Genomic DNA, 25,730 nt, shown 5'->3' with positions numbered 1-25,730 from the left:
GTTATTCTCCACTCTTGCCGTCACCGCCGGCGCCACGGCGCGGTGCGCCACGACGGGCACCCGGTGCGCCTTCGCCATCACGGCGCGGACGACGATCGCCCGGACGCGCATTGCGGCGCGGACGCTTTTCTTCGGCGACTTCTTCCACCACCGGTGCGTCGTTGCGGCCGAGCGTGTCGCCCTTGTAGACCCAAACCTTCACGCCGATGATGCCGTACGTCGTCTTCGCTTCCGAGGTTGCGTAGTCGATGTCAGCACGCAGCGTGTGAAGCGGCACTCGACCTTCGCGGTACCACTCGGTACGTGCGATTTCGATACCGTTCAGACGGCCGGCGCTCATGATCTTGATGCCCTGGGCACCCAGACGCATTGCGTTCTGCATCGCGCGCTTCATTGCGCGACGGAACATGATGCGGCGCTCGAGCTGCTGCGTGATCGAGTCGGCGATCAGTTGCGCGTCGGTTTCCGGCTTGCGAATTTCTTCGATGTTCACGTGAACCGGAACGCCCATGCGCTTCTGGAGTTCGGCCTTGAGGAGTTCGATGTCCTCGCCCTTCTTGCCGATCACCACACCCGGGCGCGAGCTGTAAATCGTGATGCGAGCGTTCTTTGCCGGACGCTCGATCACAACACGGCCCACCGAAGCGTTCTTCAGCTTCTTCTTCAGGTACTCACGAACACCGATGTCTTCCTTCAACATCGCCGCGAAATTGTTGTTGTTCGCGTACCAACGCGAAGCCCAATTGCGGCTGACGGCCAAACGGAAGCCAGTCGGATGAATTTTCTGTCCCATCGTATGGCTCCTTAATTCCCGACCGTCACAGTGATGTGACAGGATTGCTTCTCGATGCGGTTGCCGCGGCCCTTGGCGCGCGCGGTGAAACGCTTCAGCGAAGCTGCCTTGTCGACGTAGATGCTCTTGATCTTGAGCTCGTCGATATCAGCACCTTCGTTGTGTTCCGCGTTTGCGATCGCCGAGAGCACAACCTTTTTCACGATGCCAGCCGCTTTCTTCGGCGAGAACGTCAGAACGTTCAGCGCCTTGTCGACCGGCAGACCGCGGATCTGGTCAGCCACAAGGCGCGTCTTCTGCGCCGAGATGCGGGCACCGCGATGAATTGCCTTCACTTCCATCTTGATTGCCCCTTATTTCTTGGCCTTCTTGTCGGCTGCGTGACCCTTGAACGTACGGGTCAATGCGAACTCGCCAAGCTTGTGGCCGACCATGTTTTCCGTGACATACACCGGAACGTGTTGACGGCCGTTGTGAACGGCGATCGTCAGGCCGATGAAGTCCGGCAGGATCGTCGAACGACGCGACCAGGTCTTGATAGGTTTCTTGTCGCGCGTAGCTGCTGCCGCCTCAACCTTCTTCAGCAAATGGGCGTCGCAGAACGGACCTTTCTTAATAGAACGTGCCATTGCCTACTCCTTAACGCTTGTGACGGCGCTGGACGATCATGCTCGTCGTGCGCTTGTTGCTGCGGGTGCGGTAGCCCTTCGCCGGCGTACCCCACGGGCTCACCGGGTCGCGACCAGCAGCAGTCTTGCCCTCACCACCACCGTGCGGGTGGTCGACCGGGTTCATTGCAACGCCACGGACCGTCGGGCGGATACCGCGCCAGCGGTTCGCGCCAGCCTTACCGATTTGACGGAGGCTGTGCTCTTCGTTGCCGACTTCACCGATCGTCGCGCGGCATTCGACGTGCACGCGGCGGATTTCGCCCGAACGCAGACGAACCTGCGCGTAGACGCCTTCACGTGCCAGCAGCATGGCCGACGTACCAGCCGAACGCGCGATTTGCGCGCCCTTGCCCGGCAGCATTTCGATGCAGTGGACCGTCGTACCGACCGGAATGTTGCGGATCGGCAGCGTGTTGCCTGCACGGATCGGCGCTTCCGAACCCGACATCAGCTGCGTGCCAACCGTCACGCCCTTCGGCGCGATGATGTAGCGGCGCTCGCCGTCTGCGTAAAGAACCAGCGCAATGTTCGCGCTACGGTTCGGGTCATACTCGAGACGCTCCACCTTCGCGGGGATGCCGTCCTTCGTACGACGAAAATCGATCACGCGGTAGTGATGCTTGTGACCACCACCCTGGTGACGCGTCGTGATGCGACCATTGTTGTTACGACCGGCCTTCGAGGATTGCTTTTCGAGCAGCGCAGCATGCGGCGCACCCTTGTGCAGATCCTTGTGGACGATCTTCACCATCGCACGGCGACCCGGCGAGGTCGGCTTAACTTTCACGATTGCCATGATTACTTGGCCTCCGCTTCAAAGTTGATTTCCTGGCCGGGCTTCAGGCAGACGTAAGCCTTCTTCACGTCCTTGCGCTTGCCGTTGAAGCGGCCAAAGCGCTTGGCTTTGCCCTTCTGGACCAGCACGTTAACGGACTCGACTTCCACCTTGAACAGCAGCTCGACAGCAGCCTTGACTTCCTGCTTGTTCGCGTCCGGCGCGACTTCGAAGACGACTTGCTCGTTCTTCTCCGCAACCAGCGTCGCCTTTTCGGAGATCACCGGTGCGAGCAGGACCTGCATCAAACGATGATCGTTCTTGCGAATCTCGCTCATGACAGCAACTCCTCGATCTGGGCGACCGCTGCCTTCGTGATCAGCACTTTCTTGAAGTTGATCAGCGAGAGCGGGTCGGCAAAACGCGGCTCAACGACTGCCACGTGGGGCAGGTTGCGCGACGCGAGATACAGGTTCTCGTCGACCGTGTCGGTGATGACCAGCACGGATTCGAGACCCATGGCCTTGAACTTCTCGGCCAGCAGCTTCGTCTTCGGCGCTTCGAGCGAGAACTCTTCCACGACAGAGATGCGGCCTTCGCGAGCCAACTGCGAGTAGATCGAGCAGAGGCCTGCACGATGCATCTTCTTGTTGACCTTGTGCGAGAAGTTTTCTTCCGGCGAATTCGGGAAGATACGACCACCGCCGCGCCACAACGGGCTCGACGACATACCGGCACGAGCGCGGCCCGTACCCTTCTGACGCCACGGCTTCTTGGTGGTGTGCTTGACCTGTTCGCGGTCCTTCTGTGCGCGGTTACCGCTACGCGCGTTCGCCTGGTAGGCGACAACGATCTGATGGATCAGCGCTTCGTTGTAGTCACGGCCGAACACGACGTCCGACGCGTTGACTGCTACGCCTTCCTGACCATTAGCGTTCAGGAGCTTCAGTTCCATTATTGCGCTCCTTTCTTGGCGCGCGCCTTGACGGCGGGCGTCACGAAAACCTTGCCGCCCTTTGCACCCGGCACGGCACCCTTGACCAGCAGCAGCTTGCGCTCTGCGTCGATACGGGCGATTTCGAGGTTCTGCACCGTCACGGTTTCGTCACCCATGTGACCGGTCATGCGCTTACCCGGGAACACACGACCCGGATCCTGCGCCATACCGATCGAGCCCGGCACATTGTGCGAGCGCGAGTTACCGTGCGAAGCACGACCCGAAGCGAAGTTGTAACGCTTGATGGTACCGGCGTAGCCCTTACCGATCGAGGTGCCTTGCACGTCGATCTTCTGGCCTTCTTCGAAGAGTTCCACACCGATCACAGCGCCAGCGGACAGTTCGGCGGCCTTAGCGGCGTCGATCTGGAATTCCTTGAGGATTTCACCGGCTTGAACGCCAGCTTTGGCGAGATGACCTGCGAGCGGCTTCGTCACGCGCGATGCGCGGCGAGTACCGAAAGCAACCTGCACGGCCGTGTAGCCGTCGGTTTCTACAGTCTTGATCTGCGTCACGCGGTTGTCGGACACGTCCAGCACGGTCACGGGAATCGAATCCCCGTCAGCCGTGAAGATACGCGTCATGCCAACCTTGCGACCTACGAGTCCAAGGCTCATCGTTTTCTCCATTCCCGACTGCGATTGGTCGGGGCTAATTTACAAAGTACCGGCGCGTTTTCGAGGTAAAGGCCCGAAAGGGACACACCGATTTTTTGCGCAAACGCGCGAAAAGACGTCAAGTATAACGTCCCTTCTCGTTTTCCGCAAGCAATCAAAGACTTAGCGCGATCAGGCTATCCTGGCCGCGCGGGAGACCCTTATTGCAGCTTGATTTCGACGTCCACGCCAGCCGGGAGGTCCAGCTTCATCAGCGCGTCAACGGTCTTGTCCGTCGGGTCGACGATGTCCATCAGGCGCAGGTGGGTGCGGATTTCGAGCTGGTCGCGCGACGTCTTGTTGACGTGCGGCGAGCGCAGGATGTCGAAACGCTGGATACGCGTCGGCAGCGGCACCGGACCGCGGACGATTGCGCCCGTGCGCTTCGCCGTATCGACGATTTCAGCAGCCGACTGGTCGATCAGGCGATAGTCGAAAGCCTTCAGGCGGATACGGATTTTTTGGTTCTGCATGATGATTCCTTGAAAAGAGCGAGGCGGACTTGCGCCGCCAGACGATATAAAGAGCGCAGGACCACCCCGCGACATGGCGTCGCGAGGGCGGTCCCAGGGTACATCAACTTCTACAGCAAGCCGAGTATTCTACTCGATTTACTCGATGATCTTTGCAACCACGCCGGCGCCGACGGTACGGCCACCTTCGCGGATTGCGAAGCGCAGACCTTCTTCCATCGCGATCGGAGCGATCAGCTTCACCGTGATCGACACGTTGTCGCCCGGCATGACCATTTCCTTGTCCTTCGGCAGCTCGATCGAGCCCGTCACGTCCGTCGTACGGAAGTAGAACTGCGGACGGTAGTTGTTGAAGAACGGCGTGTGACGGCCGCCTTCGTCCTTGCTCAGCACGTACACTTCAGCCGTGAAGTGCGTGTGCGGCGTGATCGAACCCGGCTTCGCCAGAACCTGGCCACGCTCCACGTCTTCACGCTTCGTGCCGCGCAGCAGGATACCCACGTTGTCGCCTGCCTGACCCTGGTCGAGCAGCTTGCGGAACATTTCCACGCCCGTGCAGGTCGTCTTCACCGTCGGCTTGATACCGACGATTTCGATTTCCTCGCCGACCTTGACCAGACCGCGCTCGATACGACCCGTCACCACCGTGCCGCGACCCGAGATCGAGAACACGTCTTCCACCGGCATCAGGAACGCGCCGTCAACTGCGCGCTCCGGCGTCGGGATGTACGTGTCCAGTGCGTCGGCCAGGTTCATGATCGCCACTTCGCCCAGCTCGCCCGTGTCGCCTTCCAGCGCCAGCTTGGCCGAACCCTTGATGATCGGCGTGTCGTCGCCCGGGAAGTCGTACTTCGAGAGAAGCTCGCGCACTTCCATTTCGACCAGCTCGAGCAGCTCGGCGTCGTCGACCATGTCGCACTTGTTCAGGAACACGATGATGTAAGGCACGCCAACCTGACGGGCGAGCAGGATGTGCTCACGCGTTTGCGGCATCGGGCCGTCAGCGGCCGAGCACACCAGGATTGCGCCGTCCATCTGTGCCGCGCCCGTGATCATGTTCTTCACATAGTCAGCGTGGCCCGGGCAGTCGACGTGTGCGTAGTGGCGGTTAGCCGTTTCGTACTCGACGTGCGCGGTGTTGATGGTAATACCACGTGCCTTTTCTTCCGGTGCCGCGTCGATCTGGTCGTACGCCTTGGCTTCACCGCCAAACTTCTTGGTCAGAACCGTCGTGATCGCTGCCGTCAGCGTGGTCTTGCCGTGGTCAACGTGACCGATCGTGCCCACGTTGACGTGCGGCTTGGTCCGTTCGAATTTACCTTTTGCCATGTTTCTCTTCTTTCAAAAAAGTTGTGAATCGGTGACTGTGCGATGTGGACCGGACCCATGCCCGCTCCACACCATGCTCAAATGAGCGCCGATGCTTACTTCGCCTTCGCGCTGATGATCGCGTCGGCCACGTTACGCGGTGCTTCTGCGTAGTGCTTGAATTCCATCGTGTACGTTGCACGACCTTGCGACAACGAGCGCAGCGACGTCGAATAGCCGAACATTTCCGACAGCGGCACTTCGGCGCGAACGATCTTGCCGCCGCCAACCATGTCTTCCATGCCCTGGACGATACCGCGACGGCTCGACAAGTCGCCCATCACGTTGCCCATGTAGTCTTCCGGCGTTTCGACTTCCACAGCCATCATCGGTTCGAGGATGACCGGCTGCGCCTTGCGCATGGCTTCCTTGAACGCCATCGAACCGGCCATGCGGAACGCATTTTCGTTCGAGTCAACGTCGTGGTACGAACCGAACGTCAGGTGAACCTTGACGTCGACGACCGGGAAGCCCGCCAGCACGCCAGCCTTCAGCGTGTCCTGGATACCCTTGTCGACCGCCGGGATGTATTCACGCGGAATCACACCACCCTTGATCTCGTCCAGGAACTCATAGCCCTTGCCCTGCTCGTTCGGCTCGAGCGTGATGACCGCGTGGCCGTACTGGCCGCGACCACCCGACTGCTTGACGAACTTGCCGTCCACGTCCTTCGCCGTGGCGCGGATCGTTTCGCGGTAGGCAACCTGCGGCTTGCCGACAGTCGCTTCCACGCCGAATTCGCGCTTCATGCGGTCAACCAGAATTTCGAGGTGGAGCTCGCCCATGCCCGAAATAATGGTCTGGCCCGATTCTTCGTCCGTCTGGACGCGGAACGACGGGTCTTCCTGCGCCAGGCGGTTCAGGGCGATGCCCATCTTTTCCTGGTCAGGCTTGGTCTTCGGCTCGACGGCCTGCGAAATCACCGGCTCCGGGAACACCATGCGTTCCAGAATGATCGGGTTCGCCGGGTCGCACAGCGTGTCACCCGTGGTCGCTTCCTTCAGGCCGACCGCAGCAGCGATGTCGCCTGCGCGAACTTCCTTGATTTCTTCACGGTTGTTCGCGTGCATCTGCAGAATACGGCCGAGGCGTTCCTTCTTGCCCTTGGTCGAATTCAACACGGTGTCGCCCGAATTGACGATGCCCGAGTACGCGCGGAAGAAGATCAGTTGGCCGACGAACGGGTCGGTCATGATCTTGAACGCGAGTGCCGCGAACTTCTCATCGTCGGCTGCGCGGCGCTCTGCCACGTCACCGTTTTCGAGCTCGCCCTTAACCGGGGGAATGTCCACCGGCGACGGCAGGAAGTCGATCACGGCGTCGAGCATGCGCTGCACGCCCTTGTTCTTGAACGCAGTGCCGCACAGCATCGGCTGGATTTCGCACGCGATGGTCCGGTCGCGGATCGCCTTGACGACTTCCGCTTCGCTCAGCTCTTCGCCGCCGAGGTACTTTTCCATCAGCTCTTCGCTGGCTTCGGCCGCCGACTCGATCATCTTTTCGCGCCACTCGTTGCACGTGTCAACGAGTTCCGCCGGGATGTCGACGTAGTCGAACTTCGTGCCTTGCGAGGCCTCGTCCCAAATGATCGCCTTCATCTTGATCAGATCGACGACGCCCTTGAAGGTGTCTTCCGCACCGATCGGCACCACGACCGGAACCGGATTTGCCTTCAGGCGGGTCTTCAACTGGTCGTAGACCTTGAAGAAGTTCGCGCCGGTACGGTCCATCTTGTTGACGAACGCGAGACGGGGAACCTTGTACTTGTTCGCCTGACGCCACACCGTTTCCGACTGCGGCTGCACGCCGCCCACTGCGCAGTAGACCATGCACGCGCCATCGAGCACGCGCATCGAGCGCTCGACTTCAATCGTGAAGTCGACGTGGCCCGGGGTGTCGATGATGTTGATGCGGTGTTCCGGGTAGTTGCCGGCCATGCCCTTCCAGAAGGCGGTGGTAGCAGCCGAGGTAATCGTGATGCCACGCTCCTGCTCCTGCTCCATCCAGTCCATGGTCGCAGCGCCGTCGTGAACTTCACCAATCTTGTGGTTCACGCCGGTGTAAAACAGAATGCGCTCGGTCGTCGTCGTCTTGCCGGCGTCGATGTGAGCGCTAATACCGATGTTGCGGTAGCGCTCGATAGGAGTCTTGCGAGCCACTTTGATCCTCTATGGGGAGGTGCGCGCCGGGTCCGACCCAACGCGCCTGAACACAAACGGGCGAGGCGCTCGATAAGCGCACCCGCCCGGAATTTTTTCCGCGTTTTGAGCAAACCCCGGTAGGGGTTTTCTCTTAGAAACGGAAATGCGAGAACGCCTTGTTCGCTTCTGCCATCCGGTGAACTTCGTCGCGCTTCTTCATCGCGCCGCCACGGCCTTCGGCCGCTTCGGAGAGTTCACCTGCCAGACGCAGGGCCATCGACTTCTCGCTGCGCTTCTTCGCGGCTTCACGCAGCCAACGCATCGCCAATGCCATACGACGCGAGGGGCGCACTTCGACCGGAACCTGATAGTTCGCACCACCAACGCGGCGGCTCTTCACTTCCACCACCGGCTTCACGTTGTTGAGCGCGACAGTGAACACTTCCAGCGGGTCCTTGCCACCCTTGGTCTGGATCTGTTCGAAAGCGCCGTACACGATACGCTCGGCAACCGACTTCTTGCCGGAGAGCATCAGCACGTTCATGAACTTGGCTACATCAACGTTGCCGAACTTCGGATCCGGCAACACTTCCCGCTTGGGGACTTCGCGACGACGCGGCATGTTTCTTCCTTTAACTTTTCAGTTGAAGCGCGGGTGTATCCCTTGCGCTCCGCGGCCACCAACTAACCCGATTCATCTCACGACTTACCAGCCTGGTCGGGTGACCACTTACTCGACAGCACCGGCCAATCCGGCACCTGTCGCTCTTATCGCCCGCTCCCGAAAAAGCGAGACGACGCTTGACTCTTACTTCGCAGCCTTCGCGCGCTTTGCGCCGTACTTCGAACGAGCCTGCTTACGATCCTTGACGCCCTGGGTATCCAGCGAGCCGCGAACCATGTGGTAACGCACACCCGGCAAGTCCTTCACACGGCCGCCGCGGATCAGCACAACCGAGTGCTCTTGCAGGTTGTGGCCTTCACCACCGATGTACGAAATGACTTCGAAGCCGTTCGTCAGACGAACCTTGGCGACCTTACGAAGTGCCGAGTTCGGCTTCTTCGGCGTCGTCGTGTACACACGGGTGCACACGCCGCGACGCTGCGGGCAGTCCTGCAGGGCCGGCGACTTGCTCTTCGTAGCTTCCGAAGCGCGGCCTTTGCGAACCAGTTGATTGATGGTTGGCATTGTTTATTCCTGAAATTGAACAAAATCGACGCATTTATTTCCGGGCAAAGCGGAAAATCACGCGCCTTATACTCCTACGGAACTCCGAATCTCTTTATTTGACGTTAGTTTTCGTCAAATCAACTGACGAGCGCACACGTCCCAAAGACCGGAACCCAGCATGATATTCCGAAAATACCAACTGAGTCAACGGCTTGCGACATTTCGGACGACAGAGGAAGTGACAGCGCCGTGACAATCCCGCAGCGACAGGCGAGCGCGCGACTTATTCGTCGCCCACGACCTCGACGAGTTCCTCGCCGAAGCGTTCGAGCTTGCGCGCGCCGATGCCCGGGATATCGCGCAACTCGTCCACCGATTCCGGGCCGTTGCGCGCGATTTCCGCCAGCGTGGCGTCGTGGAAGATGACGTAGGCCGGCACGCCCTCGCTCTTGGCGGTTTCCGTGCGCCACAAGCGCAGACGCTCCCAGCGCGAACGCTGGCGCGGGCTCATGCCGAGGGTCGGATCGGCACGCTCGCTCGTGCGGCCCGACGAGGCGCGCGTACGCGTGGGCTTCACGTAGCGGCGCATCGTGACGTTCTGCTCGCCCTTGAGGACGGCTTTGCTGGCCTCGGTGAGGACGAGCGAGCCGTACCCATCGTGGTCGACGGTGAGATAGCCGAACGCCACCAGTTGCCGGAAGATCGCGCGCCATTCGGGTTCCGAAAGCGCGGAGCCAATGCCGAAGGTGGAAATCTTCTCGTGCCCGCGCTGCAAGATCTTTTCGTTGCGGTTGCCGCGCAGGATGTCGATCAAATGGCCCGCGCCGAAGTTGAAGCCGCTCGCGCGCTGCGCGCGGAACACGCAGGAAAGCGCCATTTGCGCCTCTCGCGTGGCGTCCCATGTGGCGGGCGGCTCGATGCATGTGTCGCAGTTGCCGCACGGCTGGCTCTCCTCGCCAAAGTACGCGAGCAGGCGCACGCGGCGGCATGTGGCCGTTTCGCACAGGCCGAGCAGCGCGTCGAGCTTGCCGGTCTGCACGCGCTTGTGCTGCTCGTCGGCTTCGGACTCGTCGATCATCTTGCGCTGCTGCACGACGTCGCCGAGACCGTAGGCCATCCATGCATTGGCCGCCAGCCCGTCGCGGCCCGCGCGGCCGGTTTCCTGGTAGTAGCCTTCCACGCTCTTGGGCAAATCCAGGTGTGCGACGAAACGCACGTCCGGTTTGTCGATCCCCATGCCGAACGCGATGGTCGCGCACATCACCACGCCCTCTTCGCGCTGGAACAGCTCCTGGTGCTTCTGGCGTATCTCGAACTCCATGCCGGCGTGGTACGGCAGCGCGCGCACCCCCTGCCCCTTCAACCATTCCGCCGTTTCCTCGACCTTGCGGCGCGAGAGGCAGTACACGACACCCGCATCCGTGGTGCCGTCGGCGCGCGTATGCTCCGCGCGGATGAAGTCGAGCAACTGCGTGCGCGCATTGTCCTTCTCGACAATGCGATAGCGGATGTTCGGACGGTCGAAGCTCGAAACGAACACGCGCGCGTCGTCCAGCGCGAGGCGATGCGCGATCTCGTCGCGCGTGATGGCGTCGGCGGTGGCCGTGAGCGCGATCCGCGGCACGTCCGGAAAGCGCTCGTGCAGCACCGAGAGCTGGATGTATTCGGGGCGGAAGTCGTGGCCCCATTGCGAGACGCAGTGCGCCTCATCGATCGCGAAGAGGCCGATGCGCGTGCGCTCGAGCAGATCGAGAAAGCGCGGGGTCATCAGCCGCTCGGGCGCAACGTAGAGCAGATCGAGTTCGCCCTCGCGTAGCGCGCGCTCGGTCGCCGCCGCTTCCGCGCCGCTCAGCGTCGAATTGAGATAAGCGGCGCGTACGCCGACTTCCGTGAGCGCCGCCACCTGGTCCTGCATGAGCGCGATGAGCGGCGACACGACGATGCCCGCGCCGAGCCCCGCTTCATGCCGCACGAGCGCGGGAATCTGGTAGCAGAGCGATTTGCCGCCGCCGGTCGGCATGAGCACCAGCGAATCGCCGCCCGCTGCGACGTGCTCGACGATCTCGGCTTGCTGCCCTCTAAATGCGGGATAACCGAAGACTTCGTTGAGAATTTCGAGGGAGCGGGACATGAAGGGCACGGGAAGTGAAGCGGGTCGGCGCATTTTACCAACCGCGGCGCTCCTTAAACGTCACTTGAAACAACGTTAGCCAAAAGGTCGAGGTGGAAAGCCTGCATCGAACCTCCGTCAGAGGCAACTTCCCAACCGGAGTATGGCCGGAAACCCAGGCGAACTACCGGTCGAATCTGAAATGACGGGGCAAGGTGCGCCGCAACGCGTTTGCGCGGCAGAACGGAAAGCGCGCGCCGGCAACGCACTTGTGCGTCGAGCCGGCGAGCCGAAAGAGGAAGGAAGCGGAAAGTGCGGACCGGCTTGTTCGGACCCGGCCCTATGTGAAGCCGGGTTCGTCAGGCAGCGCGGCGGCGCGCCACCCGAACCGCGCCAACGATCGTGAGGATAGCCACGACCACGGCGGCGATCACGAACACGCCGGAGCCGAAGAGCACGACATTCGCGCCGACGAACAGAAGCGAGCCGATCGCGAGCAGCGCGACGCCGCCTTTGAGCCGGTTCGCGAGCAGCATGATGAAGCCGATGATCAGGAATGCCCACATCACGAGGAAGGTCGCGAAGAAGTTCGCCGCCGGCTGATTGCCGACGTGATGCAGCAACTGCGAAAAGCTGGCGACGCACGCCGCCAGATTCAGGATGAGACCGAGTCCAACGACCCACATGATTACCGCCTCCAGATTCAGATAAATGCCGCCCGCGCCGTACGAAAAGACCCACGCAGACTGCCTTGGCGCGTTACGTTAGCACGCCTCACCGATGCACGCAGCGAGCGATCCGGCGCTGCGGCACGAGGCCGCAGGCGTCAGTGTGCAAGCTTGCATGCCGCCAGCGCGCAAAGCGCGCGCCAATAAAAAAAGCCGCCCGGTCGAAACCAGGCGGCTTTTGCGAGGCCATTCCAGCCTGAGGGCGAAAGGCGGCTTGCGCCGCCCCGCGCTTACTCGTCCGTCGTATGCGGCTGTTGCGGCTGCGGTTCGACGGCCGGGGTTTCCGGCGTGCCGAACTCGAACGCTTCTTCCGCTGCGATCTGGTCGAAACGCTCGCGATCCGACGATTCCTTCGCACGGCGCGCCTTGTGGAACGCGAGACCCGTACCGGCCGGAATCAGACGGCCGACGATCACGTTTTCCTTCAGGCCACGCAGATCGTCGCGCTTGCCCATGATCGCCGCTTCGGTCAGCACGCGGGTCGTTTCCTGGAACGATGCCGCCGAGATGAACGAGTCGGTCGAGAGCGATGCCTTCGTGATACCGAGCAGCACGTTCTCGTACGTCGCCGGACGCTTGTCTTCCGCGATCATCTTGTCGTTCTCGTCGAGCATGTCCGAACGCTCGACTTGTTCGCCAGGAATGAAACGCGTATCGCCGTTGTCGGTGATCTGCACGCGGCGCAGCATCTGACGCACGATCACTTCGATGTGCTTGTCGTTGATCTTCACGCCCTGCAAACGGTACACGTCCTGCACTTCGTCCACGATGTAACGCGACAGCGCTTCGATACCCTGCAAACGCAGGATGTCGTGCGGATCGGCCGGGCCGTCCACGATCATTTCGCCCTTGTTGACGACCTGTGCATCGTGAACCAGAACCTGCTTTTCCTTCGCGATCAGGAACTCGTGCTGATTGCCTTCGAGGTCCGTGATAACGAGACGCTGCTTGCCCTTCGTGTCCTTACCGAACGACGTCGTACCCGTGACTTCCGCCAGGATACCTGCGTCCTTCGGCGAACGTGCTTCGAACAGTTCCGCCACACGCGGCAGACCGCCGGTAATGTCACGCGTCTTCTGCGCTTCGGTCGGGATACGTGCGAGCACTTCACCGACTTGCACCTGCTGACCGTCCTTCACCGTGATCAGTGCGCCGACCTGGAAGCCGATCTGCACCGAATGCTCGGTGTTCGGGATCTTGACTTCTTCGCCGTTCGCGTCGAGCAGCTTGACCTGCGGACGCACGCTCTTCGAAGCCTGCGAACCACGGCGCTTCACGTCGATCACGACGAGGGTCGACAGACCCGTCACATCGTCGATCTGCTTGGCGACCGTCACGCCTTCCTCGACGTTTTCGAACTTCACCGTACCGCCGTACTCGGTGATGATCGGACGCGTCAGCGGATCCCACGTGGCGAGCTGCGTGCCGGCCTTGATCGTGTCGCCGTCGAGTTGCAGCAGCGTCGCGCCGTACGGCACCTTGTGACGCTCGCGCTCGCGGCCGTGATCGTCGGCAATGATGGCTTCGCCCGAACGCGAAATGACGATCTGCTCGCCCTTCGCATTCGTGACGTAACGCATCGTCGCCGTGAAGCGGACCGTACCGTTCGACTTGGCTTCGACCGACGAGGCCACTGCTGCACGCGATGCCGCACCACCGATGTGGAACGTACGCATCGTGAGCTGCGTGCCCGGTTCGCCGATCGACTGTGCTGCGATCACGCCGACGGCTTCGCCGACGTTCACACGCGAACCACGACCCAGGTCGCGGCCATAGCACGATGCGCACAGGCCGTAACGCGTTTCGCAGGTCAGCGGCGTGCGCACGCGCACTTCGTCGATGCCGAGGCTTTCGATCGTTTCGACTGCGTCTTCGTCGAGCAGGTCGCCCGAAGCGTAGATCGTTTCCTGGGTTTCAGGATTGACGACGTCCGCCACCGCAACGCGGCCGAGAATACGGTCGCGCAGCGCTTCGACGACTTCACCGCCTTCCACGAGGGCCTTCATCGCCACGCCGTTCGAGGTGCCGCAATCTTCCTCGACGACCACGAGATCCTGCGTGACGTCGACGAGACGACGCGTCAGGTAACCCGAGTTCGCGGTCTTCAGTGCCGTATCAGCCAGACCCTTACGTGCACCGTGGGTCGAGATGAAGTACTGCAACACGTTCAGACCTTCACGGAAGTTCGCGGTAATCGGCGTTTCGATAATCGAGCCGTCCGGCTTCGCCATCAGGCCACGCATACCCGCCAGCTGGCGAATCTGCGTTGCGGAACCCCGCGCGCCCGAGTCGGCCATCATGTAGATCGAGTTGAACGATTCCTGACGCGTTTCCTTGCCGTCGCGGTCGATGACCGGTTCCGTCGCGAGCTGCTCCATCATCGCCTTGCCGACCGCTTCCGACGTGTTCGACCAGATGTCGACCACGTTGTTGTAGCGTTCTTGCGCAGTGACGAGACCCGACATGTACTGACGGTCGTACTCCTTCACCTTCTTCGCGGCTTCACCGACGATGGTTTCCTTCTGCGGCGGCACGAGCATGTCGTCCACGCAGATGGAAATGCCGGCGCGCGTTGCGAGGCGGAAGCCCGACTGCATCAGCTGGTCAGCGAAGATCACCGTTTCGCGCAGACCGCACTTGCGGAATGCCGTGTTGATCAGACGCGAAATTTCCTTCTTCTTCAGCGGCTTGTTCAGCACCGAGAACGGCAGACCCGGCGGCAGGATTTCCGACAGGATCGAACGGCCGACGGTCGTGGCGTACAGCGAGATCTTCGGCACGAATGCCGGTGCGCCTTCCGACTTGTCCTCGTTGTGGACCATTTCGGTAATACGCACGTTCACACGCGAGGCCAGCTCGACTTCCTTGTTCTCGTACGCGCGGATCACTTCCGACACGCCCGTGAACGTCATGCCTTCGCCCTTGCCATTGATCGCTTCACGCGTGGCGTAGTACAGGCCCAGCACGATATCCTGCGACGGCACGATCGACGGATCGCCGTTGGCCGGGAACAGGACGTTGTTCGACGCGAGCATGAGCGTACGCGCTTCCATCTGCGCTTCGAGCGACAGCGGAACGTGAACAGCCATCTGGTCACCGTCGAAGTCAGCGTTGAACGCCGCGCAAACGAGCGGGTGCAGCTGGATTGCCTTACCTTCGATCAGCACCGGCTCGAAAGCCTGAATGCCAAGACGGTGCAGCGTCGGCGCACGGTTGAGCATGACCGGATGCTCGCGGATCACCTCTTCCAGGATGTCCCACACCACCGGCGTCTGGTTCTCGACTTCCTTCTTCGCAGCCTTGATGGTCGTGGCAACGCCCATCGTTTCCAGCTTGTTGAAGATGAACGGCTTGAAGAGTTCGAGCGCCATCAACTTCGGCAGACCGCACTGGTGCAGCTTGAGCGTCGGACCCACCACGATGACCGAACGGCCCGAGTAGTCGACGCGCTTGCCCAGCAGGTTCTGACGGAAGCGACCGCCCTTACCCTTGATCATGTCGGCGAGCGACTTCAGCGGGCGCTTGTTGGCGCCCGTCATCGCCTTGCCGCGACGGCCGTTGTCGAGCAGCGAGTCAACCGCTTCCTGGAGCATCCGCTTTTCGTTGCGGACGATGATCTCCGGCGCCTTCAGCTCGAGCAGACGCTTCAGACGGTTGTTACGGTTGATGACGCGGCGATACAGGTCGTTCAGGTCCGAGGTCGCGAAGCGGCCGCCGTCCAGCGGCACCAGCGGACGCAGTTCGGGGGGCAGCACCGGCAGCACTTCGAGCACCATCCACTCGGGCTTGATGCCCGAACGCTGGAAGGCCTCGAGCACCTTCAGGCGCTTCGCGTACTTCTTGATCTTCGCTTCCGAGCCGGTGTTCTTCAGCTCCGTACGGAGCGTTTCGACCTGCTCGTCGATATTGATCGCGCGCAGCAGCTCGCGCACGCCTTCCGCGCCCATCTCGGCGCGGAATTCGTCACCGTACTCTTCGACCTTGTTGTAGTAATCCTCTTCGGTCATGATCTGCCGCGCCTTCAGCGGCGTCATGCCCGGTTCGATCACCACGTACGCTTCGAAGTACAGCACGCGCTCGATGTCGCGCAGCGTCATGTCGAGCACCATGCCCAGACGCGACGGCAGCGACTTCAGGAACCAGATGTGCGCGACCGGCGAGGCCAGTTCGATGTGGCCCATGCGTTCGCGGCGCACCTTCGCCAGCGTGACTTCCACGCCGCACTTCTCGCAGATCACGCCACGATGCTTCAGGCGCTTGTACTTGCCGCAAAGGCATTCGTAGTCCTTGATCGGACCAAAAATCTTCGCGCAGAACAGACCATCCCGCTCCGGCTTGAACGTGCGGTAGTTGATGGTCTCCGGCTTCTTCACTTCGCCGAACGACCACGAACGGATCTTGTCCGGCGAGGCCAGACCGATCTTGATCGCGTCAAAAACTTCTTCTTGTTGGACTTGCTTGAATAGATCGAGCAGAGCTTTCATTGCCTTCTCTCCGTAGTCCGATTAGTTGCGGTCGAGGTCGATGTCGATGCCGAGCGAGCGGATTTCCTTCACCAGCACATTGAAGGATTCCGGCATGCCCGCGTCGATCACGTGGTCGCCCTTGACGAGGTTCTCGTACACCTTCGTCCGGCCCGTCACGTCATCGGACTTCACCGTCAACATTTCTTGCAGCACATACGAAGCGCCATACGCTTCGAGCGCCCACACTTCCATTTCACCGAAGCGCTGGCCACCGAACTGCGCCTTACCACCCAGCGGCTGCTGCGTGACGAGCGAGTACGGACCCGTCGAACGCGCGTGCATCTTGTCGTCGACCAAGTGGTGCAGCTTCAGGTAGTGCATGTAACCCACGGTCACCGTGCGCTCGAACATCTCGCCCGTGCGGCCGTCGTACAGACGCACCTGGTTCTTCGACGGCGTCATGCCGAGGTTCTGTGCGATGTCGTCCGGGAATGCCAGATCGAGCATCTTGCCCATTTCCTCTTCGGTCGCACCGTCGAACACCGGCGTTGCGAACGGCACGCCTTCGCGCAGGTTGCGCGCGAGTTCGAGGATGTCGTCGTCGCTGAAGCTGTCGAGGTCTTCCTTGTGGCCCGACTCGTTGTAGATCTTCGTGAGGAACTCACGCATCTCCGCAACCTTCGTCTGACGCGCAAGCATCTCGCCAATACGCCAGCCCAGACCCTTCGCGGCCCAGCCCAGGTGCACTTCGAGAACCTGACCCACGTTCATCCGTGACGGCACGCCCAGCGGGTTCAGCACGACGTCGGCCGGACGGCCGTCGGCCATGTACGGCATGTCTTCGATCGGCACGATCTTCGACACGACACCCTTGTTACCGTGACGGCCTGCCATCTTGTCGCCAGGCTGGAGACGGCGCTTCACCGCGAGGTACACCTTGACCATCTTCAGCACGCCCGGCGGCAGTTCGTCGCCTTGCGTGAGCTTCTTGCGCTTCTCTTCGAACGCCAGATCGAACTGGTGACGCTTTTCTTCGATCGAGTTCTTGATGGCTTCGAGCTGCGCCGCTGCTTCTTCGTCCGCGAGGCGGATGTCGAACCAGTGGTAGTGGTCGAGGTCGCTCAGGTAAGCCTGATCGATCTTCGTGCCCTTCGCGAGCTTCTTCGGACCACCGTTCGCGACCTTGCCGTCGAGCATACGTGCGAGACGCTGGAACGCGTCGCCTTCCACGATACGCAGCTGGTCGTTCAGGTCGAGGCGATAGCGCTTCAGTTCATCGTCGATGATCTGTTGAGCACGCTTGTCGCGGGTGATGCCTTCACGCGTGAACACCTGCACGTCGATGACCGTGCCGCTCATGCCCGAGGGCACGCGCAGCGACGTGTCCTTCACGTCCGAAGCCTTCTCGCCGAAGATCGCGCGCAGCAGCTTTTCTTCCGGCGTGAGCTGGGTTTCGCCCTTCGGCGTGACCTTGCCCACGAGCACGTCGCCCGCTTCGACTTCCGCGCCGATGTACACGATGCCCGACTCGTCGAGACGGCCAAGCTGCACTTCCGCGAGATTCGAAATGTCGCGCGTGATTTCTTCCGGTCCGAGCTTCGTGTCGCGTGCAACGACATTCAGTTCTTCGATGTGGATCGACGTGTAACGGTCGTCCGCCACCACCTTCTCCGAGATCAGGATCGAGTCTTCGAAGTTGTAGCCGTTCCACGGCATGAACGCGATCAGCATGTTCTGGCCGAGCGCGAGCTCGCCCAGATCGGTCGATGCGCCGTCAGCCAGCACGTCGCCACGCGCAACCTTGTCGCCCATCTTCACGATCGGACGCTGGTTGATGTTCGTGTTCTGGTTCGAACGCGTGTACTTGATCAGGTTGTAGATGTCCACGCCGACTTCACCGGCGACGGCTTCATCGTCGTTCACGCGAATCACGATACGGCCCGCGTCGACGTAGTCCACCACGCCGCCACGCAACGCCTGAACCGTCGTACCCGAGTCGACCGCAACGGTGCGCTCGATACCCGTACCAACGACCGGCTTTTCCGGACGCAGGCAAGGCACGGCCTGACGCTGCATGTTCGAACCCATCAGTGCGCGGTTCGCGTCGTCGTGCTCGAGGAACGGAATCAGCGATGCTGCCACCGAGACGATCTGCGACGGCGCCACGTCCATGTACTGGATGCGGTCCGGCGTGACCATCAGCGTTTCGCCCGCTTCACGCGACGACACGAGTTCGTCGGTCAGCGTGCCGTCTTCGGCCACCATCGCGTTCGCCTGAGCGATCACGTAACGGCCTTCTTCGATTGCCGACAGGTAGTCGATCTGGTCGGTCACCTTGCTGTCCACGACCTTGCGATACGGCGTTTCGAGGAAGCCGTATTCGTTCAGGTGCGCGTACAGTGCGAGCGAGTTGATCAGACCAATGTTCGGACCTTCCGGCGTCTCAATCGGACACACGCGGCCGTAGTGGGTCGGGTGCACGTCGCGGACTTCAAAGCCAGCGCGCTCACGCGTCAGACCGCCCGGGCCAAGTGCCGAAACGCGGCGCTTGTGGGTGATTTCCGACAGCGGGTTGGTCTGGTCCATGAACTGCGACAGCTGCGACGAACCGAAGAACTCGCGAATCGCCGACGAAATCGGCTTCGAGTTGATCAGGTCGTGCGGCATCAGGTTTTCGCTTTCGGCCTGGCCGAGGCGTTCCTTGACTGCACGCTCCACGCGCACGAGACCCGCACGGAACTGGTTCTCCGCGAGTTCGCCCACGCAACGCACGCGACGATTGCCCAAGTGGTCGATGTCGTCCACTTCGCCCTTGCCGTTGCGCAGCTCGACGAGGATCTTGATGGTCGCGAGGATGTCGTCGTCTTGCAGCGTCATCGGGCCGACGATTTCGTCACGGCCCACGCGGCGATTGAACTTCATACGACCCACCTTCGAGAGGTCGTACGCTTCTTCGCTGTAGAACAGACGATTGAACAGCGCCTCGACCGCTTCTTCGGTCGGCGGCTCGCCCGGACGCATCATGCGGTAGATCGCGATGCGCGCAGCCATCTTGTCGGCGGTTTCGTCGATACGCAGCGTCGACGAGATGTACGGACCCTGGTCCAGATCGTTCGTGTAGAGCGTCTGGATGTCCTTGATCTTCGCTTCGCGCAGCTTGTCGAGCACGCTTTCCGTGATCTCGTCGTTCGCGTTCGAGATCACTTCGCCCGTGTCGCCGTCGACCACGTTCTTCGCGAGCACGCGGCCGAGCAGATAATCTTCGGGGACCGAAATGTACGTGGTCTTCGCGTTTTCGAGGTCGCGAATGTGCTTCGCGTTGATCCGCTTGTCCTTCTGGACGATGACCTTGCCTTCGCGATCGCTGATGTCGAAGCGCGCGACTTCACCGCGCAGACGCTCCGGCACGAACTCCATCTGCGCGCCTTCCGGCATCAGCGTGAAGTTGTCGAACACGAAGAAGTTCGCGAGGATCTGTTCCGGCGTGAGGCCGATCGCCTTCAGCAGGATCGTGACCGGCATCTTGCGGCGACGGTCCACGCGGAAGTACAGCACGTCCTTCGGATCGAATTCGAAGTCGAGCCACGAGCCGCGGTAAGGAATGATACGGGCCGAGAAGAGCAGCTTGCCCGAGCTGTGCGTCTTGCCCTTGTCGTGTTCGAAGAACACGCCAGGCGAGCGGTGCAGCTGCGAGACGATGACACGCTCGGTGCCGTTGATGACGAACGAACCCGTCGGCGTCATGAGCGGAATTTCGCCCATGTACACTTCCTGTTCCTTCACTTCCTTCACGACCGGCTTGCTCGGCGATTCCTTGTCGAGCAGGACGAGACGGACTTTGGCGCGCAGCGCCGAGCAGTACGTGAGGCCACGCTGCTGACATTCCTTGATGTTGAATGCCGGCGGCGAGAGCATGTAGCTCACGAACTCTAGACGAGCAAAGCCGTTATGGGAAACAATAGGAAAAACGGACGAGAACGCAGCTTGCAGACCTTCCGGTTTGCGTTGTGCGGTCGCCGTTTCTGCTTGCAGAAACGTGCTGAATGATTCAAGCTGGGTGGCCAGCAGGAAAGGAACCTGGTGAACGATGGGGCGTTTCGCGAAACTCTTGCGAATACGCTTCTTCTCGGTGAAGGAATAGTGCATACGATCTCCGAATCACGGCGGGTAGGACGACCCGAGTGTTCACCGACTGAGACCCGATGGCTTCGCGAGCCCTGGAAGCTTGGTGGTTGGCCTCTACCAACCGCTGGCTGACGGCAACGGATTTCGGCTTGTCATAACGTGCCCGCTGCCCGACCAAACTTGCCTTCTGCAGTCGCTTCAGAAGACAAAGAGAAGCGCCGCCCCCCACGCATACCTCACGCAGCGAAAGACGATTTTCTTTGGCTTCTCGGTCCCGCATTCACGCCTCCGACTTGCAAAAAATCGAACACAAAAACGCAGAACCCACAAAGCACAAAAAGGCCGGCGGTGTAAAAACCGCCAGCCTTCGCACAGCGCGCTGAAACTTACTTGATTTCAGCCTTCGCGCCGGCTTCTTCCAGCTTCTTCTTGGCTTCTTCAGCAGCAGCCTTGGGCACAGCTTCCTTAACAGGCTTCGGTGCACCGTCAACCAGGTCCTTCGCTTCCTTCAGGCCGAGACCCGTCAGTTCGCGAACAGCCTTAATGACCGAAACCTTGTTTGCGCCTGCTTCGAGCAGGTTGACCGTGAATTCGGTCTGCTCTTCAGCAGCAGCAGCAGCGCCGCCGCCTGCCGGGCCAGCGACTGCCACAGCAGCTGCCGACACGCCAAACTTCTCTTCGAATGCCTTGACCAGTTCGTTCAGTTCGAGAACCGACATCGAGCCAACGGCTTCGAGGATGTCTTCTTTTGCGATTGCCATTTGAAATTACTCCAGATTTGAATTCGGAAACAGCTAGCGATCTTCGCTCGCTCTTGCTTGTTCGACTGCCTGAAATCAGGCAGCTTCTTCTGCTTGCTTCTTCTCTGCCAGCGCGGCGAGTGCACGCGCGAAGCCGGAGACAGGAGCTTGCATAACGAACAGCAGCTTCGAGAGCAGTTCTTCGCGGCTCGGGATGCTGGCCAGCGCTTGCACGCCTGCCTTGTCCATCACGTTGCCTTCGTAGGAACCAGCCTTGATGACCAACTTGTCATTGCTCTTTGCGAAGTCGTTGACGACCTTCGCAGCAGCAATTGCATCTTCCGAGATGCCGTAGATCAGGGGGCCAGTCATCTGCTCTGCCAGCGAAGCAAACGGGGTACCTTCGACAGCGCGACGCGCCAGCGTGTTCTTCAACACGCGCAGGTACACCTGTTGCTCACGCGCTTTCGCGCGCAGCTTGGTCAGATCGCCAACCGCGATTCCACGATACTCGGCCAACACGACGGTCTGAGCCTTCGCGACTTGCGCGGAGACTTCAGCCACGACGGCCTGCTTACCTTCTTTGTTCAGTGGCACGGTTAACCTCCAGATTCGACACCCAACGCAGTTGCGCCAGATGCCGCGTTCAACAACGGCGACCGACCAGTCCGGAGTAAATCAGCTTGCATCTTCGGGCGTTGCCGCCCGCTCCCGCTCACATCAGCACTTCAAAACCTTTTCGGGTTCGCCATCTGCGTTGGCTTTGCATTAAGGAAGCGCCCAACTGCTGCACTTCCGCCAACGGTCTTTGACAACCGGCTGCGCGATGCGGTACTTGCCACCGCGCAACCGCCCAAAGCCCTTTAAATCCGCGCTGCTGCCCAATCGAGCGTCAACGCGGCAAAACTTTTCGCGAAGCTTACGCTGCCAGCGACGACTGGTCGACGCGAACGCCAACACCCATCGTGCTCGAAACAGCGACCTTACGCAGGTACACGCCCTTGCTCGTTGCCGGCTTGGCCTTGGTCAGCGCTTCGAGGAGCGCGTCCAGGTTGCTGCGCAGCGCGGTCGGCTCGAACGAAGCACGGCCGATGGTCGCGTGGATGATACCGGCCTTGTCGACACGGAATTGCACCTGACCAGCCTTCGCGTTCTTGACCGCGGTGGCGACGTCCGGCGTGACCGTCCCGACCTTCGGGTTCGGCATCAGGCCGCGCGGGCCGAGGATCTGACCGAGCGTACCGACGACGCGCATCGTGTCCGGCGAAGCGATCACGATGTCGAAGTTCAGGTTGCCGCCCTTGATCTGCTCGGCGAGGTCTTCCATACCGACGATCTCAGCGCCTGCTGCCTTGGCTTGTTCAGCCTTTTCACCTTGCGCGAACACTGCAACGCGGACCGACTTGCCGGTACCAGCGGGCAGAACGACCGAGCCGCGAACGACCTGGTCCGACTTCTTCGCATCGATGCCGAGCTGCACTGCAACGTCGATCGACTCGTCGAACTTCGCCGTGGCGCATTCCTTCACGAGCGACAGTGCGTCGCCGATCGGGTATTGCTTCTGGCGGTCGATCTTGGCGGCCAGTGCCTTTTGACGCTTGGAAACCTTAGCCATTTACACGCCCTCCACGACGATGCCCATCGAGCGGGCGCTACCAGCGATCGTGCGGACCGCTGCATCCATATCGGCTGCCGTGAGGTCCGGCATCTTGGTCTTGGCGATTTCTTCGGCTTGCGCGCGCGTGATCGTGGCGACCTTGTCGGTGTGCGGCTTGGCCGAACCCTTGTCGACCTTCGCTGCCTTCTTGATCAGAACCGTAGCCGGCGGCGTCTTCAGGACGAACGTGAAGCTCTTGTCCGCGAACGCGGTGATGACGACCGGAATCGGCAGACCCGGTTCCATCGCTTGAGTCTGCGCGTTGAACGCCTTGCAGAACTCCATGATGTTCAGGCCGCGTTGACCCAGTGCCGGGCCGACCGGCGGCGACGGATTGGCTTTACCTGCAGGAATCTGCAGCTTGATAAAGCCGATGATTTTCTTTGCCATGTTGAAAACCTCTTTGGAACGCGTGAGCGTTCTGGTGAGTGGTAGCGCGCGTTCGCCGCAATCTTCGCTGTGCCAACTGCTTTGGCTACATCTACAGCCGACAGGACTACTGGCGCTCCTCTACGGCCATGACGCGGACCGTAAGCGCGGAAAAACGGACCGCACCAAAAGTGCGATCCGTCGTATTCGATTTATAGCTTTTCGACCTGGCCGAATTCGAGTTCGACCGGTGTGGCGCGACCGAAAATGGTAACAGAGACCCGGACGCGCGACTTTTCGTAGTTGACTTCTTCGACGCTGCCGTTGAAGTCCGTGAACGGACCTTCCTTCACGCGGACCATCTCGCCGACTTCGAACAGGGTCTTGGGGCGCGGCTTCTCAACGCCTTCCTGCATCTGCGACATGATCTTTTCGACTTCGCGCGGCGAAATCGGGCTCGGGCGATTGCGTGCCCCGCCGACGAAACCGGTCACCTTTGCCGTGTTCTTCACGAGGTGCCACGTTTCGTCCGTCATTTCCATCTCAACCAGGACATAGCCCGGGAAGAAACGACGTTCGGTCACCGATTTGTGACCACCCTTCACCTCGACCACTTCTTCAGTCGGAACGAGGATCTGGCCAAACTTATCTTGCATGTCAGCACGTTCGATACGCTCTTGAAGCGCACGTTGCACGCTCTTCTCCATGCCGGAGTAGGCGTGCACCACATACCAACGCTTTCCGCTCGGGGGTGCCGGTGTATCGCTCATATCATTTCCAACCCAGAATCGCCGAGAAAATCACCCACTCGATGGATTTGTCGCAAACCCACAGAATGATGGCCATTGCCAGCACAAAACCGAAGACCACCAACGTCGTTTGCGTGGCCTCTTTGCGAGTCGGCCAGACGACCTTGCGAACTTCCTTGTACGAGTCTTTGGCAAATGCGATGAAGCTCTTGCCGGGCGCCGAGAGAAGACCGACTACCACCCCCGCGATCACGCCCACTGCGAGCGCTGCACCGCGGACATACCACTCCTGGCTACCGAGCCAGTAGAACCCTACGAACCCGGCCACAACCAACAATACACCCGCTACAAGCATCAGCTTGTCGCTGGAAGTATTAACAGTTTCGACGGAAGGATTCGCCATAACACCTTAAAGAACAACGCGCCTGAGCGCGGGAAGTTGGCAGGGGCAGAGGGAATCGAACCCCCAACCTTCGGTTTTGGAGACCGACGCTCTGCCAGTTGAGCTATACCCCTAAACCATGTTGGGGTTGGCGGCAAAGCCAACCCCGAAACCACTTAGTCGATCAACGAGACTGGCAAAAAACTTACTCGATGATCTTTGCAACCACGCCGGCGCCGACGGTACGGCCACCTTCGCGGATTGCGAAGCGCAGACCTTCTTCCATCGCGATCGGAGCGATCAGCTTCACCGTGATCGACACGTTGTCGCCCGGCATGACCATTTCCTTGTCCTTCGGCAGCTCGATCGAGCCCGTCACGTCCGTCGTACGGAAGTAGAACTGCGGACGGTAGTTGTTGAAGAACGGCGTGTGACGGCCGCCTTCGTCCTTGCTCAGCACGTACACTTCAGCCGTGAAGTGCGTGTGCGGCGTGATCGAACCCGGCTTCGCCAGAACCTGGCCACGCTCCACGTCTTCACGCTTCGTGCCGCGCAGCAGGATACCCACGTTGTCGCCTGCCTGACCCTGGTCGAGCAGCTTGCGGAACATTTCCACGCCCGTGCAGGTCGTCTTCACCGTCGGCTTGATACCGACGATTTCGATTTCCTCGCCGACCTTGACCAGACCGCGCTCGATACGACCCGTCACCACCGTGCCGCGACCCGAGATCGAGAACACGTCTTCCACCGGCATCAGGAACGCGCCGTCAACTGCGCGCTCCGGCGTCGGGATGTACGTGTCCAGTGCGTCGGCCAGGTTCATGATCGCCACTTCGCCCAGCTCGCCCGTGTCGCCTTCCAGCGCCAGCTTGGCCGAACCCTTGATGATCGGCGTGTCGTCGCCCGGGAAGTCGTACTTCGAGAGAAGCTCGCGCACTTCCATTTCGACCAGCTCGAGCAGCTCGGCGTCGTCGACCATGTCGCACTTGTTCAGGAACACGATGATGTAAGGCACGCCAACCTGACGGGCGAGCAGGATGTGCTCACGCGTTTGCGGCATCGGGCCGTCAGCGGCCGAGCACACCAGGATTGCGCCGTCCATCTGTGCCGCGCCCGTGATCATGTTCTTCACATAGTCAGCGTGGCCCGGGCAGTCGACGTGTGCGTAGTGGCGGTTAGCCGTTTCGTACTCGACGTGCGCGGTGTTGATGGTAATACCACGTGCCTTTTCTTCCGGTGCCGCGTCGATCTGGTCGTACGCCTTGGCTTCACCGCCAAACTTCTTGGTCAGAACCGTCGTGATCGCTGCCGTCAGCGTGGTCTTGCCGTGGTCAACGTGACCGATCGTGCCCACGTTCA

The 25,730-nt window shown here is 60.8% G+C and carries 23 protein-coding genes and 1 tRNA gene; all 24 read right to left on the bottom strand.

Going from position 1 to position 25,730, the window contains the following annotated elements; all coding sequences use genetic code 11:
• Position 1: 1 nt before the first annotated feature.
• Positions 2 to 793: a 30S ribosomal protein S3 gene (gene rpsC, locus C7402_RS33605; RefSeq protein ID WP_027797287.1), complete on the bottom strand. Its 792-nt coding sequence runs from the start codon at positions 791 to 793 to the stop codon at positions 2 to 4.
• An 11-nt stretch (positions 794 to 804) separates the two neighbouring features.
• A complete protein-coding gene (rplV, locus tag C7402_RS33600) occupies positions 805 to 1,134 on the bottom strand; it encodes a 50S ribosomal protein L22 (protein WP_004199272.1) in 330 nt (109 codons plus the stop codon).
• A 12-nt stretch (positions 1,135 to 1,146) separates the two neighbouring features.
• On the bottom strand, positions 1,147 to 1,422 hold the full coding sequence (gene rpsS / locus C7402_RS33595) for a 30S ribosomal protein S19 (RefSeq protein ID WP_027797286.1): 276 nt from the start codon (positions 1,420 to 1,422) through the stop codon (positions 1,147 to 1,149).
• A gap of 10 nt (positions 1,423 to 1,432) precedes the next feature.
• Positions 1,433 to 2,260 (bottom strand): 50S ribosomal protein L2, encoded by an 828-nt coding sequence (gene rplB / locus C7402_RS33590; protein ID WP_112174817.1) that lies wholly within the window; start codon positions 2,258 to 2,260, stop codon positions 1,433 to 1,435.
• 2 nt (positions 2,261 to 2,262) lie between these two features.
• Complete coding sequence (rplW, locus tag C7402_RS33585) at positions 2,263 to 2,577, bottom strand: 50S ribosomal protein L23 (RefSeq protein ID WP_028206513.1); 315 nt, start codon at positions 2,575 to 2,577, stop codon at positions 2,263 to 2,265.
• On the bottom strand, positions 2,574 to 3,194 hold the full coding sequence (rplD, locus tag C7402_RS33580; protein WP_112174816.1) for a 50S ribosomal protein L4: 621 nt from the start codon (positions 3,192 to 3,194) through the stop codon (positions 2,574 to 2,576). Before rplD ends, rplW begins: the two co-directional genes overlap by 4 nt.
• On the bottom strand, positions 3,194 to 3,853 hold the full coding sequence (rplC, locus tag C7402_RS33575; RefSeq protein WP_028222628.1) for a 50S ribosomal protein L3: 660 nt from the start codon (positions 3,851 to 3,853) through the stop codon (positions 3,194 to 3,196). Before rplC ends, rplD begins: the two co-directional genes overlap by 1 nt.
• Before the next feature lie 200 nt (positions 3,854 to 4,053).
• Positions 4,054 to 4,365 (bottom strand): 30S ribosomal protein S10, encoded by a 312-nt coding sequence (gene rpsJ, locus C7402_RS33570; protein ID WP_017777154.1) that lies wholly within the window; start codon positions 4,363 to 4,365, stop codon positions 4,054 to 4,056.
• Positions 4,366 to 4,503: 138 nt separating this feature from the next.
• Positions 4,504 to 5,694 carry an elongation factor Tu gene (tuf, locus tag C7402_RS33565; protein ID WP_112174815.1) on the bottom strand — a complete coding sequence of 397 codons (1,191 nt, stop codon included), beginning with the start codon at positions 5,692 to 5,694 and terminating at the stop codon, positions 4,504 to 4,506.
• 95 nt (positions 5,695 to 5,789) lie between these two features.
• Entirely contained in the window at positions 5,790 to 7,892 is a 2,103-nt protein-coding gene (gene fusA / locus C7402_RS33560; RefSeq protein WP_112174814.1) for an elongation factor G, read from the bottom strand.
• Positions 7,893 to 8,025: 133 nt separating this feature from the next.
• Complete coding sequence (gene rpsG, locus C7402_RS33555) at positions 8,026 to 8,496, bottom strand: 30S ribosomal protein S7 (RefSeq protein WP_006053291.1); 471 nt, start codon at positions 8,494 to 8,496, stop codon at positions 8,026 to 8,028.
• 186 nt (positions 8,497 to 8,682) lie between these two features.
• Positions 8,683 to 9,063: a 30S ribosomal protein S12 gene (rpsL, locus tag C7402_RS33550; RefSeq protein ID WP_027797953.1), complete on the bottom strand. Its 381-nt coding sequence runs from the start codon at positions 9,061 to 9,063 to the stop codon at positions 8,683 to 8,685.
• A gap of 265 nt (positions 9,064 to 9,328) precedes the next feature.
• A complete protein-coding gene (gene recQ, locus C7402_RS33545) occupies positions 9,329 to 11,176 on the bottom strand; it encodes a DNA helicase RecQ (protein ID WP_116613687.1) in 1,848 nt (615 codons plus the stop codon).
• A 338-nt stretch (positions 11,177 to 11,514) separates the two neighbouring features.
• Positions 11,515 to 11,841: a hypothetical protein gene (locus C7402_RS33540; protein WP_112174812.1), complete on the bottom strand. Its 327-nt coding sequence runs from the start codon at positions 11,839 to 11,841 to the stop codon at positions 11,515 to 11,517.
• Positions 11,842 to 12,113: 272 nt separating this feature from the next.
• Complete coding sequence (rpoC, locus tag C7402_RS33535; RefSeq protein WP_112174811.1) at positions 12,114 to 16,367, bottom strand: DNA-directed RNA polymerase subunit beta'; 4,254 nt, start codon at positions 16,365 to 16,367, stop codon at positions 12,114 to 12,116.
• A 21-nt stretch (positions 16,368 to 16,388) separates the two neighbouring features.
• A complete protein-coding gene (gene rpoB, locus C7402_RS33530; RefSeq protein ID WP_112174810.1) occupies positions 16,389 to 20,495 on the bottom strand; it encodes a DNA-directed RNA polymerase subunit beta in 4,107 nt (1,368 codons plus the stop codon).
• Between the two features lie 365 nt (positions 20,496 to 20,860).
• Positions 20,861 to 21,235 (bottom strand): 50S ribosomal protein L7/L12, encoded by a 375-nt coding sequence (rplL, locus tag C7402_RS33525; protein WP_027821097.1) that lies wholly within the window; start codon positions 21,233 to 21,235, stop codon positions 20,861 to 20,863.
• A 75-nt stretch (positions 21,236 to 21,310) separates the two neighbouring features.
• Entirely contained in the window at positions 21,311 to 21,811 is a 501-nt protein-coding gene (gene rplJ / locus C7402_RS33520) for a 50S ribosomal protein L10 (protein ID WP_112174809.1), read from the bottom strand.
• A 322-nt stretch (positions 21,812 to 22,133) separates the two neighbouring features.
• On the bottom strand, positions 22,134 to 22,829 hold the full coding sequence (gene rplA, locus C7402_RS33515; RefSeq protein ID WP_112174808.1) for a 50S ribosomal protein L1: 696 nt from the start codon (positions 22,827 to 22,829) through the stop codon (positions 22,134 to 22,136).
• Entirely contained in the window at positions 22,830 to 23,261 is a 432-nt protein-coding gene (rplK, locus tag C7402_RS33510; RefSeq protein ID WP_027821100.1) for a 50S ribosomal protein L11, read from the bottom strand.
• Positions 23,262 to 23,452: 191 nt separating this feature from the next.
• Positions 23,453 to 24,010 (bottom strand): transcription termination/antitermination protein NusG, encoded by a 558-nt coding sequence (gene nusG, locus C7402_RS33505; protein WP_112174807.1) that lies wholly within the window; start codon positions 24,008 to 24,010, stop codon positions 23,453 to 23,455.
• 1 nt (position 24,011) lies between these two features.
• On the bottom strand, positions 24,012 to 24,392 hold the full coding sequence (secE, locus tag C7402_RS33500) for a preprotein translocase subunit SecE (RefSeq protein WP_116613686.1): 381 nt from the start codon (positions 24,390 to 24,392) through the stop codon (positions 24,012 to 24,014).
• A 37-nt stretch (positions 24,393 to 24,429) separates the two neighbouring features.
• A tRNA-Trp gene (locus tag C7402_RS33495) sits at positions 24,430 to 24,505 on the bottom strand.
• Between the two features lie 71 nt (positions 24,506 to 24,576).
• Positions 24,577 to 25,730: elongation factor Tu (tuf, locus tag C7402_RS33490; RefSeq protein ID WP_244315000.1), on the bottom strand; the 1,154-nt coding region annotated here is incomplete at its 5' end.

Source organism: Paraburkholderia unamae (assembly GCF_003096875.1).
GTDB lineage: Bacteria > Pseudomonadota > Gammaproteobacteria > Burkholderiales > Burkholderiaceae > Paraburkholderia > Paraburkholderia unamae.
This window is presented reverse-complemented; position numbering and strand designations above follow the sequence as displayed.

Coding starts and splice junctions, on each gene's coding strand:
- recQ (WP_116613687.1), bottom strand. CDS start 11,176: ATGTCCCGCTCCCTCGAAATTCTCAACGAAGTCTTCGGTTATCCCGCA.
- nusG (WP_112174807.1), bottom strand. CDS start 24,010: ATGAGCGATACACCGGCACCCCCGAGCGGAAAGCGTTGGTATGTGGTG.
- rplV (WP_004199272.1), bottom strand. CDS start 1,134: ATGGAAGTGAAGGCAATTCATCGCGGTGCCCGCATCTCGGCGCAGAAG.
- rpsJ (WP_017777154.1), bottom strand. CDS start 4,365: ATGCAGAACCAAAAAATCCGTATCCGCCTGAAGGCTTTCGACTATCGC.
- rpsL (WP_027797953.1), bottom strand. CDS start 9,063: ATGCCAACCATCAATCAACTGGTTCGCAAAGGCCGCGCTTCGGAAGCT.
- rpoB (WP_112174810.1), bottom strand. CDS start 20,495: ATGCACTATTCCTTCACCGAGAAGAAGCGTATTCGCAAGAGTTTCGCG.
- rplD (WP_112174816.1), bottom strand. CDS start 3,194: ATGGAACTGAAGCTCCTGAACGCTAATGGTCAGGAAGGCGTAGCAGTC.
- tuf (WP_112174815.1), bottom strand. CDS start 5,694: ATGGCAAAAGGTAAATTCGAACGGACCAAGCCGCACGTCAACGTGGGC.
- rplK (WP_027821100.1), bottom strand. CDS start 23,261: ATGGCAAAGAAAATCATCGGCTTTATCAAGCTGCAGATTCCTGCAGGT.
- rpsG (WP_006053291.1), bottom strand. CDS start 8,496: ATGCCGCGTCGTCGCGAAGTCCCCAAGCGGGAAGTGTTGCCGGATCCG.
- rplW (WP_028206513.1), bottom strand. CDS start 2,577: ATGAGCGAGATTCGCAAGAACGATCATCGTTTGATGCAGGTCCTGCTC.
- rpoC (WP_112174811.1), bottom strand. CDS start 16,367: ATGAAAGCTCTGCTCGATCTATTCAAGCAAGTCCAACAAGAAGAAGTT.
- rplC (WP_028222628.1), bottom strand. CDS start 3,853: ATGAGCCTTGGACTCGTAGGTCGCAAGGTTGGCATGACGCGTATCTTC.
- rpsC (WP_027797287.1), bottom strand. CDS start 793: ATGGGACAGAAAATTCATCCGACTGGCTTCCGTTTGGCCGTCAGCCGC.
- secE (WP_116613686.1), bottom strand. CDS start 24,392: ATGGCGAATCCTTCCGTCGAAACTGTTAATACTTCCAGCGACAAGCTG.
- rpsS (WP_027797286.1), bottom strand. CDS start 1,422: ATGGCACGTTCTATTAAGAAAGGTCCGTTCTGCGACGCCCATTTGCTG.
- rplL (WP_027821097.1), bottom strand. CDS start 21,235: ATGGCAATCGCAAAAGAAGACATCCTCGAAGCCGTTGGCTCGATGTCG.
- rplA (WP_112174808.1), bottom strand. CDS start 22,829: ATGGCTAAGGTTTCCAAGCGTCAAAAGGCACTGGCCGCCAAGATCGAC.
- C7402_RS33540 (WP_112174812.1), bottom strand. CDS start 11,841: ATGTGGGTCGTTGGACTCGGTCTCATCCTGAATCTGGCGGCGTGCGTC.
- rplB (WP_112174817.1), bottom strand. CDS start 2,260: ATGGCAATCGTGAAAGTTAAGCCGACCTCGCCGGGTCGCCGTGCGATG.